The following is a 13,148-nucleotide window of genomic DNA, read 5'->3' as shown; positions in this document are numbered from 1 at the left end:
CCGCCGCTCTTCTCCTTGATGGCCTCGATCAGCTGGCTCTTGCGCATCCGGCCGGTGCCGCTGATGCCGAGGCCGGAGGCGAGCTGCTGCAGCTCGGCGAGCACCATGCTGTTCAGCCCGGTGCCCGTGGTCCGACGGCGCTTCGGCGCGGGAGCCGTGGCGTCGGACGCCTCGGCGTCCGGACGCGCGCCCATCAGATCGGTGGTGTCGCTCACGAAGGGTCCTTCCCTGGAGCGGACGTCGGCCTTTCTGGCTCGGCGACCGGTCGTGCTGTCCGCCCTGCGCTCTTCGGCAGGACGTGGCTGCGTGGTGAAACGTTGGAAACCCGTGCGGCCGTGCGATGTGTCAATGGCGCTGCGCACGAACGCGTCCGGGCCCCCTGCGCGTGGCGGCTACGGCTCGAAGGCGGTCTTCGCCGACACGGCGTCGGGATGCGGTCACAGTGGCGCAGGCAGGCTGCATACGCGATGTGGCGGGCTCCCGGAGAATTGCTGTCCCAGAGGTGGGGACGCTGCGCACCGGGCGGCACTGGGCGCCTGGTGCAGACACGAGATTAACACTACTGGACCCAACAAACATTCCCCCACTCTGCGAGTGTCAATCGTGTTCCCACTTTCCCGGGGATTCCCGCTTCCCTTCTCCCGTTATTGCTGGGTCAAGGGCAGGATCGCGGCTCCCTCGGTGTCCAGTGCCAAACGGTGCGCGGCCCAGCCCTCCCCTGCGAAGGAAAGCACCTTGTCCGCGGTGCTCTCGTCGGTCAGGGCCAGCACCGTGGGTCCGGCGCCGGAGATCACGGCGGCGATTCCCTCCGCCCGCAGGCCCGCGACCAGCGCGGCGCTCTGCGGCATCGCCGGGGTGCGGTAGTCCTGGTGCAGCCGGTCCTCGGTGGCCGGCAGCAGCAGCTCGGGACGGCGGCTGACCGCCTCGACGAACAACGCGGCGCGCGCCACGTTCGCCGCGGCGTCCGCGTGCGGCACGGTCGCGGGCAGCAGGCCTCGCGCGACCTCGGTGAGCACCGGGTTCGCCGGGATGAACACGACCGGCACGACGTCCGCGTGCGGCACGACGGTGACGGCGTGCGCACCCGCGCCCGCGGCGTGGACCGCCGCGTCGCCGTCGAAGGCGTCCGTCCACGCGATGGTGAAGCCGCCGAGCAGACAGGCGGCGACGTTGTCGGGGTGGCCCTCCAGCTCCGAGGCGAGGGCGAGCGTCGCGGCCTGGTCCAGCGCCTCGGTCCCGCCGACGGTCACCGCGCGGGCGGCCATGATGCCCGCGCAGATGGCGGCGGAGGAGGAGCCGAGCCCCCGGCCGTGCGGAATCCGGTTGGCGCAGACGACTTCCAGCCCACGCGGCTGACCACCCAGCCGCTCGAACGCGGCGCGCATCGAGCGGACCACGAGGTGCCGCTCGTCCCGGGCGAGGGTGTCCGCGCCCTCCCCCGCGATGTCCACGTGCAGGCCCGCGTCGGCGACGCGCACGACGATGTCGTCGTAGAGCCCGAGAGCGAGGCCGAAGGAGTCGAACCCCGGCCCGAGGTTGGCACTGGTCGCGGGCACCCGCACCCGTACGGCGGCGGCGCGGAAGGCGGGACCTGCCATTGCGTGGACTCTCCTGCGGGATTTCTGGCACAACGGAGCAAGCGCGACGTGCGAACGCGCCTGTACCCATCAAGGAACGTGCGCTTGGGGTATGACGCCAGAGTAGCGAAAAGGGGCTGTTCAGCGGTACACCCCCGCACGGGGGTGTCGCGCGGGCGCAGGTCGGCTTCGCCCCCGCAGGCAGTCGCACCCTCCAGGGGCGCGGGGAACTGCGCGGGAACCACCCCGTGCGGATGGCCCTGCGCGTCCGGCGACTCACCACACAGGGTGGCTTGCCGCGCAGTTCCCCGCGCCGCTCCTGGCTTACGCCAGGCCGAGGCGCTCGGCGGCGGCGGTGGCGTCGATCGGGACGGGGCTGGGCTTCGGGGCGCCCATGACCGCCCAGTCCGGGTCCTTGAGGCCGTTGCCGGTGACCGTGCAGACGATGCGCTGGCCCGGGTCGATCAGGCCCCGCTCGTGCGCCTGGAGCAGGCCCGCGACGGACGCGGCCGAGGCCGGCTCGACGAAGACGCCCTCGCGGGACGCCAACAGGCGGTACGCGGAAAGGATCTGCCGGTCCGTCACCTTGTCGATGAGGCCGCCGGACTCCTCGCGGGCCGCGATCGCGTACTCCCAGGAGGCGGGGTTGCCGATCCGGATCGCGGTCGCGATCGTCTGCGGGCTGAGCACCGGCGCACCGTCGACGATGGGCGCGGAGCCCGACGCCTGGAAGCCGAACATGCGCGGCGTCCTCGTCGCGAGGCCGTCCTTCGCGTACTCCTTGTAGCCCCTCCAGTAGGCGGTGATGTTGCCCGCGTTGCCGACCGGCAGGACGTGGATGTCGGGGGCGTCGCCCAGCGCGTCGACGATCTCGAAGGCGGCCGTCTTCTGGCCCTCGATGCGGACCGGGTTGACCGAGTTCACCAGCGCCACGGGGTACTTCTCGGAGAGGTCCCGCGCCAGCGTCAGGCAGTCGTCGAAGTTGCCGTCCACCTGGAGGATCTTCGCGCCGTGGACCAGCGCCTGGCCCATCTTGCCCAGCGCGATCTTGCCCTGCGGCACCAGCACCGCGCAGACCATGCCGGCGCGGACCGCGTACGCCGCGGCGGACGCGGAGGTGTTGCCGGTGGACGCGCAGATGACCGCCTGCGCGCCCGCCTCCTTGGCCTTGGAGATGGCCATCGTCATGCCGCGGTCCTTGAAGGACCCGGTCGGGTTGGCGCCCTCGACCTTCAGGTAGACGTCGCAGCCCGTCCGCTCGGAGAGCAGCTGCGCCGGGACGAGGGGCGTGCCGCCCTCGAGCAGGGTCACCACGGGCGTGGATGCGGTGACCGGGAGCCGGTCGCGGTACTCCTCGATGAGGCCGCGCCACTGGTGGGTGTGCTGGAGGGTGGTGCTCATAGTGGGTTACTCCCCTTCGACACGCATGATGCTGGCCACGCCACGGACGTGGTCAAGGGTGCGCAGTTCGGCGACGGTGGCGGACAGCGCGGCGTCGGTGGCGCGGTGCGTCACGACGACGAGCGAGGCGTCGCCGTCCCGGCCCTGCTGGCGGACGGTGTCGATGGACACTCCGTGCTCGGCGAAGACCGTGGCGACCTGGGCGAGGACACCTGCCTTGTCGGCGACGTCCAGACTGACGTGGTAGCGGGTGACCACGTCGTCCATGGGGTTGACGGTGAGCTGAGCGTACGCGCTCTCGCCCGGCCCCGTCGCACCGGCCACCCTGTTGCGGCCGACCGCGACCAGATCGCCGAGCACGGCGGACGCGGTCGGCGCGCCGCCGGCGCCCGGCCCGTAGAACATCAGCTGGCCGGCGGCCTCCGCCTCGACGAAGACGGCGTTGTAGGCGCCGCGCACGGAGGCGAGCGGGTGGCTGAGCGGGATCATGGCCGGGTGGACGCGGGCGGTCACGGACTCCTCGCCGCCGTCCTTGGCCCGTTCGCAGATGGCGAGCAGCTTCACCACACAGCCCATGGCCTTGGCGGAGGCGATGTCCGCGGCCGTCACCTCGGTGATGCCCTCGCGGAAGACGTCGGCGGCGACCACGCGGGTGTGGAAGGCGATGCCGGCCAGGATCGCGGCCTTGGCGGCGGCGTCGAAGCCCTCGACGTCGGCGGTCGGGTCGGCCTCGGCGTAGCCGAGCGCGGTGGCCTCCTCCAGCGCCTCGGAGTAGCCCGCGCCGGTGGTGTCCATCTTGTCGAGGATGAAGTTGGTCGTGCCGTTGACGATGCCGAGCACGCGGGTGACCTTGTCGCCCGCCAGGGACTCGCGCAGCGGGCGGATCAGCGGGATCGCGCCGGCCACGGCGGCCTCGTAGTACAGGTCCGCGCCCGCCTTGCTCGCGGCGGCGTGCAGCGCGGCGCCGTCGACGGCGAGCAGGGCCTTGTTGGCGGAGACGACGGACTTGCCGTTCTCGAACGCCGAGAGGATCAGCGAGCGGGCCGGCTCGATGCCGCCGACGACCTCCACGACGACGTCGATGTCGTCCCGCTTGACGAGACCCTCGGCGTCGGTGGTGATCAGGTGCTCCGGCACGCCGGGGCGCGGGCGCCCGGCCCGGCGGACGGCCACCCCGGCGAGCTCGACGGGCGCGCCGATGCGCGCCTCCAGGTCGGCGGCGTGCGTCGTCATGATGCGTGCCACCTCGGAGCCAACTACTCCACAACCGAGGAGCGCCACCTTGAGCGTACGCATCATCCGACTCCGTCCTGCCTTGGGTGTCGGCGAAAAGCCGACGACTGGTGTTGGGCTGTTTCTAGCCTGTGCCCCAAGTCTCCGCGACCGGCCCGCCGAATCTGCGGCCGTTCCACGGATTGAGACACAAATTCCGCTGCTCGATACCGAGCCGCCGGAAATCCTTCTGCTGTTCCGCGGTCACCCCACGTCGAGGCGGAGCAGGTCCTCCTCCGTCTCGCGGCGGACGATCACCCGCGCCTGGCCGTCGCGGACGGCGACGACCGGCGGGCGCAGCGCGTGGTTGTAGTTGCTGGCCATCGAGCGGCAGTAGGCGCCCGTGGCCGGTACCGCGAGCAGGTCCCCCGGCGCCACGTCGGCCGGGAGGAACGCGTCGCGGACGACGATGTCCCCGGACTCGCAGTGCTTGCCGACGACGCGGCTCAGCATCGGCTCCGCCGCCGAGGAGCGCGAGACGAGGGAGACGCTGTAGTCGGCGTCGTAGAGGGCGGTGCGGATGTTGTCCGACATGCCGCCGTCGACGCTGACGTAGGTGCGCAGGCCCTCCAGCGGCTTGACCGTGCCGACCTCGTAGAGCGTGAACGCGGTCGGCCCGACGATCGCCCGGCCCGGCTCGACCGAGAGCCGCGGCACCGCCAGCCCCTCGGCCGCGCACTCGCGCTTCACGATCTGCGTCAGCGCGGCCGCGATCTCGTGCGGCTCGCGCGGGTCGTCCTCGCTCGTGTAGGCGATGCCGAGGCCACCGCCCAGATCGATCTCGGCCAGCTCGACGCCGTGCTCCGCCTTGATCTGCGCGAGCAGCCCGACGACACGACGCGCCGCCACCTCGAAGCCGGCCATGTCGAAGATCTGCGAGCCGATGTGCGAGTGGATGCCGACCAGCTCGACGCCGTCCAGCATCAGCGCCCGCCGTACCGCCTCGGCGGCGTCGCCGCCGGTGAGGGAGAAGCCGAACTTCTGGTCCTCGTGGGCGGTGGCGATGAACTCGTGGGTGTGCGCCTCCACGCCGACGGTGACCCGCAGCAGGATCTTCTGCCGCACGCCCTGGTCGTGAGCGGTCCAGGAGAGCCGGGCCAGCTCCTCGAAGGAGTCCACGACGACGTGCCCGACGCCAGACTTCACGGCGTACTCCAGCTCCGCGCGGGTCTTGTTGTTGCCGTGGAAGGCGATCCGCTCGGCCGGCATCCCGGCGGACAGCGCGACGGTCAACTCGCCACCGCTGCACACGTCGACGCTCAGGCCCTCCTCGTGCAGCCAGCGGACGACCGCCCGGCACAGGAAGGCCTTGCCGGCGTAGTAGACGTCCGCGTCCAGATGCGAGAAGGCGTCCTGCCAGGCGCGGCAGCGGGCGCGGAAGTCGTCCTCGTCGAGGATGTAGGCGGGTGTGCCGTACCGGTCGGCGAGCGACAGCACGTCCATGCCGCCGACGCTGACGACGCCGTGCGCCGGGCCGCGTTCGACCGTCGTCGACCAGACCTTGGGGTCGAGCACGTTGAGGTCGGCGGGCGGGGCGGCGTAGTGGCCCTCGGGCAGCACGTCGCCGTGACGGGGACCGGCCGGGTGGGCGGAGCGGCTCATCTCATCGCCTTGTCTCTTCGCGTGCTTGCACGAGGGGCCCGAAACCTTGCGGCTTCGGGCCCCTGCTCACTGCTACATCCGTTCGGGCGCGGAGACGCCCAGCAGTCCGAGGCCGTTGGCGACCACCGTCCGCGTCGCCTCGGCCAGCCACATCCGGGCGCGGGTCAGGTCGGTGACCTCCTCGTCGCCGCGCGGCAGGATCCGGCAGTTGTCGTAGAAGCGGTGGTAGTCGCCGGCCAGTTCCTCCAGATAGCGGGCGACGCGGTGCGCCTCGCGCAGCTCACCGGCCTGCGCCAGCACACCCGGGAACTTGCCGAGCTGCCCGAGCAGCTGGTTCTCCCAGGGGGTGCTCAGCAGTTCGGGCTTGAAGTCCTCGGCCGCGCCCCGGTCGATGCCCAGCTCGGCCGCGTTGCGGGCGATGGACGACATGCGGGCGTGCGCGTACTGGACGTAGAAGACCGGGTTGTCCTTGGACTGGCTGGTCAGCACGTCGATGTCGAGCGTGAGGGTGGAGTCGGTGGGGACGCGGGCGAGCGAGTAGCGCGCCGCGTCGACGCCGACCCAGTCGACGACGTCGTCGATGGTGATGATGTTGCCGGCGCGCTTGGACATGCGAACCTCTTCGCCGTCCTTGAGCATCTTCACGAACTGCCCGATCAGCACCTCGATGTTGTGCGACGGGTCGTCACCCGCGCACGCCACGATGGCCTTGAGGCGGCCGACGTAGCCGTGGTGGTCGGCGCCGAGCATGTAGACGTTGACGTCGTTGCCGCGGTCGCGCTTGTTCAGGTAGTACGCGGCGTCCGAGGCGAAGTAGGTGGTGTCGCCGTCGGCCTTGATCAGGACGCGGTCCTTGTCGTCGCCGAAGTCGGTGGTGCGCAGCCAGACGGCACCGTCCTGGTCGTAGACGTGGCCCTGCTCGCGCAGCCGCTCGACCGCCTTCTCGACGGCGCCGGAGTCGTGCAGCGACTTCTCGGAGAACCAGACGTCGAAGTGGACGCCGAACTCCTCCATGGAGCGCTGGATCTCGGCGACCATCAGGCGCAGGCCCTCGGCGCGGAACCTGGCGAGCTGGTCGTCCTCGCTCTCGCCCAGGATCCCCGGGTTCTGCTTGACGATCTCCGCGGCGATGTCGTTGATGTACTCGCCGACGTAGCCGTCCTCGGGGACGGGCCTGCCGTTCGCGGCGGCCTGGAGCGACGTGCCGAACTTGGAGATCTGCACGCCGGCGTCGTTGATGTAGTACTCGGTCGTCACGTCGGCGCCGCAGGCGCGCAGGATGCGCGCGAGCGAGTCGCCGACGGCTGCCCACCGGACGCCGCCGATGTGGATCGGACCGGTCGGGTTGGCGGAGACGAACTCGAGGTTGATCTTCTGACCGTGGAAGGCGTCGCCGTGGCCGTACTGGTCGCCGGCCGTGACGATGGTCCGGGCGAGCTCACCCTGCGTGGCGGCGTCGAGGGTGATGTTCAGGAAGCCCGGCCCCGCGATGTCGATCTTCGCGATCCCGGGCAGCTCTCGCAGTCGCGCGGCGACCAGCTCGGCCACCTGTCGCGGCGGCTTGCCGGCGGCCTTGGCCAGCTGGAGCGCGACGTTGACGGCGTAGTCGCCGTGGTCGCGGTTCTTGGGACGCTCGACGTTCACCGTCTCGGGGACGGCGACGGTCAGCTCGCCCGCCTCGACGGCGGCGCTGACTGCGGCCTGGACTGCCTGGGAGAGCTCTGCGGGTGTCACGGGCCAAGCCTAGGCGAGAGCGGCCCCAACCCTGGCATCCGTTCTGCCGTCCGAGACGCATCGTCCCGACGGCAGCTCCGACTCGCGGGACGCGCCGCCCCTCACTGCGTTCGCCGTGGGCGAACGCTCCCGGCTCGGCCGTCCGCCTCGCGCACGACCCTCCCGGCGGCGAGCCGGCGCACCAGCGCCACGAGATCCATCGGCTCGAACGGCTTCGCCAGATACCCGTCGACCCCGACGGACTCCCCACGCTCAAGATCCAACTGCGTACAGGCGCTCACGATCGCTATCGGCAGATGGCTCGTCCGCGGATCGGCCCGCAACTGCGCCGCCGTCCGCAACCCGTCCAGCCGGGGCATCACCACATCCAGCGTGACCACATCCGGCGCCACGGCCTGTACGACGTCCAGACACTCGGCCCCGTCCGCGGCGGTCACCACCTCAAAGCCCTCGAGCTCCAGGTTCACCCTGATCAGCTGACGGATCACCGCGCTGTCATCGACAACGAGCACCCGCCCCGACTCGCCTGACACATCACTGAGGGTATGCGGAGGAACCACCCTCCGTCCCCGTTTTACCGACTTCCGCCGGAACCGGTGAGGAGACCTTCCCAGAAACCCCGTGCACGAGCAGGGGGTCCGGACTGGTAGTGTTCTCCACGTCGCAAGACAGTGCGCCCCCGTAGCTCAGGGGATAGAGCACCGCCCTCCGGAGGCGGGTGCGTAGGTTCGAATCCTACCGGGGGCACCAGTACTACCGAATGCCAGAGGCCCAGGCCAGCGAGGATGACTCGCCAGCCGGGGCCTTACGTGTTTCTGAGGCCGGATCAGCCCCGCACCGCTTCCGCGCCGGATTCCAGTACGAGGAGACCGGCACACCACGCGTTCGGCGATCCGGCCGGGGCTGCGCCGGAGGAGCATGCGTTCTCCGTTCCCGTAACTGGCGCGCCGTGCAGGCGAAGGGATGGCTGGAGTCAGGCGGCCAGGCCACGCCGCGGAGCACCATGCCTGCGTACGACCCGGAGGCGGTGATCTCTTGTGAGCGCGCCCTCGATCAGCCTGTGGCTGCCCACAGTTCGGTCGTGCCATGAGGCCCTGCCGTGGCTTGAGAGCTGCTGCGACGTCACGCCGTACGGCAGGACGGACGACCGGCGCCCCGGGCTTGCTGCACGGCTCCGGGAACCTGCGGCGATCGGGTTGGCGGGCCTTGACGGGTCCAGGGCGTGCGGCTTCTGGATCGAGGACGAGCCGGACGAGTTCCTTGAGGAGTACCGGCAACTGGGCTTCCCCGGGCTCCCTCGACCCGCGGCCTCGGCCTTCTCGATCTACACGATCGTCTCCGGTCGTGACAACCATCTGCTCGTGGCCGGCCTGGCCGTCCACCTGGCCGACCGCTACGGCGAGGACGCGCTCATCGACTTCGGCGGTGTGCTTGGCTACCACACCTCCTACGCACCCCTCGGCGAGGCCGAAGAGGAAGCCCGACTGTCGCAGGCCAGGGCTCTGCTGGCAGGGCTCCCGGGGCGGCTGTGGGAGATGCCCTACCGGACGACGGACGGCGACTGGTTCAGTCATGTCGGCGACCGCGCATTCCTGCAAGGGTGGATGAGGCATCCGGATTTCCGACTCTTCTGAAGACCCGCCTTCTTCGAGGAGTCAACGACGCTGCGGCGGGTTCACGCGTTGGTGCGATCGCCGCCGAATTCCCGTCGGTACGCTGGAGACAACGGCGAGACTCCGTCCCGTGGGAGCACCGAAGAGCGTCCTGCCCGAGGCCTCCGGGCCCAGCTGGCCGATCCCGACCGAGGGCGGCTGGACCGCCGACGACCTCGACCGGCTTCCCAATCTGCCCCCGCACACGGAGCTGATCGACGGGAGCCTCGTCTTCGCGAGTCCGCAGACCGTTTTCCACGCTCGCGCTGTGAGCTTCTTCGAGCGTCAGCTCGGTGATTCTGGCCGTTGAGGTCGTCTCCCCCGAGTCCACCTCCCGGGATCGGGAGACCAAGCCGACGAAATACGCCAGGGCCGGAATCGCGCACTACTGGCGAGTGGAGAACGACGAGGGCCGGGCCGTCGCCTGCGTCTTCGAGCTGGAACCCGCCACCCGCGTGTACGCGCCGACGGGAGTCTTCCACGACCGCCTCAAGACCTCCGTGCCGTTTTCGGTGGATCTCGACCTCGCCACGATCACGCCGCGCCGCCAAGGAAGCATGACGCCGACTCAGAGCAGCAGCGCCAGAATCGCGCCGGACATCATGAAGGGCCCGAAGGGGATCTGGGTGCGACGGGAGGCGCGGCGGGTGAGGAGGAGGGCGACGGCCCAGGCCGCGGCGAGGAGGGAGGCGTAGACGGTGCCGACGAGGACGGCGCGCCAGCCCGTGTAGCCGAGGACCAGGCCGACGGTGGCGGCGGCCTTGACGTCGCCGAAGCCGGCGCCGCCGAAGAAGGCGAGGGCGTAGTAGCCGGCCGTCAGGGCGAGGGCGGCGAGGAGGGAGCGGAGGAGGGCGGGGCCGTCGCCCGGGAGGGCGAGGAGGGCGAGGAGGACGGGGTAGGCGGGGAAGGTCAACGCGTCCGGGAGGCGGCGGAGGCGGAGGTCCAGGGCGGTGAGGGCGGACGCGAGTACGGCGAAGGCCGCGTGCGCCGGGAGGAGCAGGGTGAACCCGCCGCGCGCCGCGAGGGCGACGACCACGGCCGGCGCGGCGAGCGCGATGGGCAGTGCGTCGCGGCGCAGCGCGGCGCGGGTCTCGGCGTCGGCCGCCGGGAAGAGCCCGAGCAGGCGAGGGCGCGGCTCGGCGGCCGGGTCGGGGACGGACGGCGTCTCGGGCATGGGCGCTCCGGTCACCGAGGAGGTCGACGGTCGGTCTGGTCGAGCGGGTTCATCCTGGCGCAACGGATGAGCGAATGTGTCCGCTTCCGGGAAGTCAGTCCGGGAGGGTGACCCCGCGACCGGCGACGATGTCGTAGCGGAGCAGCAGCGTGCGGCGTTCGTCCGGGGCGAGGGTGAGCTCCCAGCGGACGATGCCGTCCGCGTCGACGGCGTCGGGCGGCGGGGCGGTGCGCTCCTTGTCGACGCGGATCTCGACGCCCGACACCTCCGAGACCGGGATGCGCTCGCGGACCACCACGCGGACCGGTCCCGCGTCCGGCGGGGCGAAGCGGGAGAGGGTGACGCCGACCTCGCGGCCACGGACCGAGCGGCCGGTGAGCGCGCCGGTCTCGCGGGTCTCGGTGACCGAGCGGGCAGCGCGGAAGGTGTCCTCGCTGCCGAACCCGATCTCGGCCGTCGCGCCCGGCGCGGTGAACCGCAGTTCGGCGCGGCCCACGAAGCCGCCGCGCCGGACCAGGTCGACGGGACCGGACAGCAGCGGCTCGACGGAGGTGTGGCGGAAGCGGACGGTGCGCACCACCACCGGGGCCAACTCCGGTGCGCAGCTCAGCTCGACGGACGCGGCGGCGGTCGCGCCGCCCAGGGCGACACGGTGGGCGCGCCCGTCGCTCGGGACCGAGAGCGGCTGCGGGACGGTCAGACTCCTCGCCTCGCCGCCGTCGTCGACGCCGGGAAGGACCGACAGGACGGCCTGCGGAGCGAGTTCGGCCGGGCCGACGTCCGGGATCTCGACCTCGCGCAGGTCCACCTCGACCGTGCGGCGCTCCTCGCCACTGCGCTCGCGCAGCGTGATCACGTCCGGGGCGAGGTACGGCGGTTCGGCCGCGCGGGCGGGGCGGGCGGTGGAGAGGGTGACGTGGACGTCCTGCCAGGGCTCGCCGGTGCGCTGCCAGATGAAGGCGTCGCGTTCCAGCAGCAGGCGCGGCTGCTCCGGCCCGTCCTCCTCCAGCGTCGCGCGGTAGGCGGGCCGCCACAGGGCGCAGGGGGTGAGGTGCCGGATGTCCAGCCGGGCGCCGTCTCCCGATGCCGCCGGAATCTCGACCGACGCCTCGATGTGGGCGCTGAGCACCATCGGGCGGGACTCGGCCTCCTCCCAGGCCTGTTGGGCCCGGATCAGCTGTTCCTTGAGCCGCCCGCGCCGGAAGCGGGCGTCGCGCAGGGCCTCCGCGTGCTCCTCGTGGGCCGCCTCGGCGCGGTCCGACTCCTCGGCCCAGGCGTCCGGCCGGGCCTCACCGGCTCCCGCCCCCTCGGCGATGGCGCGGTGCAGATCGCCGAGCAGTTGCTCCAGCACGGCGACGCGGCCGACGCGGCGGTCGACCTCCAGGTCGGCGCGACGCAGCCGCTCGGAGAGCTCGTGCACCTGCCGCTCGGTCGCGGAGGCGTCCTCCCGAGGGCCACCCGTGACCGCCGTGGGCGGTTGCGGGGTCCAGCGACGGACGACCCGCAGGTCGAGCACGCGCCCGCCCGCCACGCCGGTGAGCTCGCCGCGCAGCGAGTGGTCCACGACCAGCGGGGTGACCGGGCCGAGGCGCAGCCGGTGCACACCGGCCGGGACCGCGCCGAGACGGTGGGTACGGGTCAGCTCGGCGCGGTCCTCCAGCAGGGTCGCCGAGGTGACGGGCAGCGGCAGCAGCTCGGACGACGGCACGGACGACGGCACAGAGGGCGCATCGGACGGCGGTGGGGACACCGAGCTCGGCGGCAGGTCGGGCTGCGCGCCGGGCTGCCGCGCGTCGTCGTGGCTCATGCGTCCCTCCGGTTCCCGCCGACGACGGCCTTGCCGGCCGGGAGGCGGAGCTGGTGACCTGCCGTCAGCGTCGTGCTGCCGCCCGCCTCGACGACGAGCCGCCAGCGGCGCAGGCCACGACGGCGCTGCTCGTCCTCCTCGGGCGGGACGACCGTCCACGGTGGGGTCGCGGGCGCGTCCTCGATCCGCACGTCCTTGTCGTCGCTGACCGGGACGCGTTCGAGCAGTTCCAGCGAGACCTCGCGGCCGAGCCGGTTGGCGACCTCGATCTCGACGGTCTGCGCCACGACCGTCGTCGCGCCGCGCAGACCGGAGGAGGTCGACTCGGTGGTCCGGACCCGCCGCGCGACCCGGACGCCCTCCTCGACGCCGATCCCGATGCGGCGGCTCTGTCCCGGCGCCAGCGCCGGCATGGCCACCGTCGACGTGTACTCGCCGTCGACCAGGATGTCCGCGGGCCCGGCGAGCAGCGCGTGCGGGCTGGTGTTGGCCAGCTCGACCGCCGCGTAGACGGCGGGGTCGAGGGCCGGGACGCACAGGTGCCACGGCGTCAGCCCGACCGGGAAGTCGTCGACGGGCACGCTGTGCCAGCGCCCGTCGGCCGGGACGTCGACGGGCGCGGCGGCGTCGAACCGGTAGGCGAAGGAGCCGGACGCGTGCCGCACGGACATCGCGTGCGGCGGCAGCGCGAGCCCCGCGACCGCCCCGGCACGGCGGCGGTACTCACCCTCGAGAGCCGGTTGTAGGTCCGCATCCTCGGGCGCGAGCCACCCGCGCGCGGCGGGGACGGCGTCGGGCCCGCCGAGGACGAGCCCGGCGTAGTCCTTGAGCGCAGGGTCCTGGAGGGCGGGCTCCGGCGCGGGCGGCGCCGGTACGGCGGGCGGAGGCCCGCCCGGTGCGACCGCCCCACCGAGTGGCGCCTGCGGCAT

The 13,148-nt window shown here is 72.1% G+C and carries 11 protein-coding genes, 1 tRNA gene and 1 pseudogene; 3 read left to right on the top strand and 10 right to left on the bottom strand.

Annotated features, from left to right (window positions below; all coding sequences use genetic code 11):
* From TR49_RS38810 to TR49_RS38780, 7 genes are all read right to left on the bottom strand, one after another.
* Positions 1-215: Rho termination factor N-terminal domain-containing protein (locus TR49_RS38810; RefSeq protein WP_042391013.1), on the bottom strand; the 215-nt coding region annotated here is incomplete at its 3' end.
* Positions 216-644: 429 nt separating this feature from the next.
* Positions 645-1,598, bottom strand: coding sequence for a homoserine kinase (thrB, locus tag TR49_RS38805; protein WP_042391011.1), 954 nt, complete (start codon positions 1,596-1,598; stop codon positions 645-647).
* 303 nt (positions 1,599-1,901) lie between these two features.
* Positions 1,902-2,978: a threonine synthase gene (gene thrC, locus TR49_RS38800; protein WP_042391009.1), complete on the bottom strand. Its 1,077-nt coding sequence runs from the start codon at positions 2,976-2,978 to the stop codon at positions 1,902-1,904.
* A gap of 6 nt (positions 2,979-2,984) precedes the next feature.
* Positions 2,985-4,277: a homoserine dehydrogenase gene (locus TR49_RS38795; RefSeq protein ID WP_042391008.1), complete on the bottom strand. Its 1,293-nt coding sequence runs from the start codon at positions 4,275-4,277 to the stop codon at positions 2,985-2,987.
* A 177-nt stretch (positions 4,278-4,454) separates the two neighbouring features.
* Positions 4,455-5,852, bottom strand: a complete 1,398-nt coding sequence (gene lysA, locus TR49_RS38790) for a diaminopimelate decarboxylase (protein ID WP_042391005.1) — start codon at positions 5,850-5,852, stop codon at positions 4,455-4,457.
* 72 nt (positions 5,853-5,924) lie between these two features.
* On the bottom strand, positions 5,925-7,586 hold the full coding sequence (gene argS, locus TR49_RS38785; protein WP_042391003.1) for an arginine--tRNA ligase: 1,662 nt from the start codon (positions 7,584-7,586) through the stop codon (positions 5,925-5,927).
* A 101-nt stretch (positions 7,587-7,687) separates the two neighbouring features.
* Positions 7,688-8,119 carry a response regulator gene (locus tag TR49_RS38780; RefSeq protein WP_042391000.1) on the bottom strand — a complete coding sequence of 144 codons (432 nt, stop codon included), beginning with the start codon at positions 8,117-8,119 and terminating at the stop codon, positions 7,688-7,690.
* Between the two features lie 142 nt (positions 8,120-8,261).
* Here TR49_RS38780 and TR49_RS38775 point away from each other — a divergent pair.
* The 3 genes and pseudogenes from TR49_RS38775 to TR49_RS42255 form a co-directional block, all read left to right on the top strand.
* Positions 8,262-8,336 (top strand) — tRNA-Arg (locus tag TR49_RS38775).
* Between the two features lie 287 nt (positions 8,337-8,623).
* Complete coding sequence (locus TR49_RS38770) at positions 8,624-9,220, top strand: DUF6368 family protein (protein ID WP_042390998.1); 597 nt, start codon at positions 8,624-8,626, stop codon at positions 9,218-9,220.
* Between the two features lie 109 nt (positions 9,221-9,329).
* Positions 9,330-9,795 (top strand): annotated as a pseudogene (locus tag TR49_RS42255) (Uma2 family endonuclease); the annotation flags it as partial.
* Positions 9,796-9,806: 11 nt separating this feature from the next.
* On the opposite strand, the gene TR49_RS46205 reads toward TR49_RS42255, so the two are convergent.
* The 3 genes from TR49_RS46205 to TR49_RS38750 form a co-directional block, all read right to left on the bottom strand.
* Complete coding sequence (locus TR49_RS46205) at positions 9,807-10,412, bottom strand: prepilin peptidase (RefSeq protein ID WP_052434989.1); 606 nt, start codon at positions 10,410-10,412, stop codon at positions 9,807-9,809.
* A 94-nt stretch (positions 10,413-10,506) separates the two neighbouring features.
* The gene (locus TR49_RS38755; protein WP_084725853.1) at positions 10,507-12,219 is read right to left on the bottom strand and encodes a mucoidy inhibitor MuiA family protein; all 1,713 of its coding nucleotides are present in this window, start codon (positions 12,217-12,219) and stop codon (positions 10,507-10,509) included.
* Positions 12,216-13,148: DUF4139 domain-containing protein (locus TR49_RS38750; protein WP_042390996.1), on the bottom strand; the 933-nt coding region annotated here is incomplete at its 5' end. The genes TR49_RS38750 and TR49_RS38755, both read right to left, overlap by 4 nt.

Origin of the sequence: Streptacidiphilus melanogenes, assembly GCF_000787835.1 — a bacterium.
Taxonomy (GTDB): Bacteria; Actinomycetota; Actinomycetes; order Streptomycetales; family Streptomycetaceae; genus Streptacidiphilus; species Streptacidiphilus melanogenes.
Note: the sequence above shows the minus strand (reverse complement) of the source record. Positions and strands in the feature narration are given on the sequence as shown.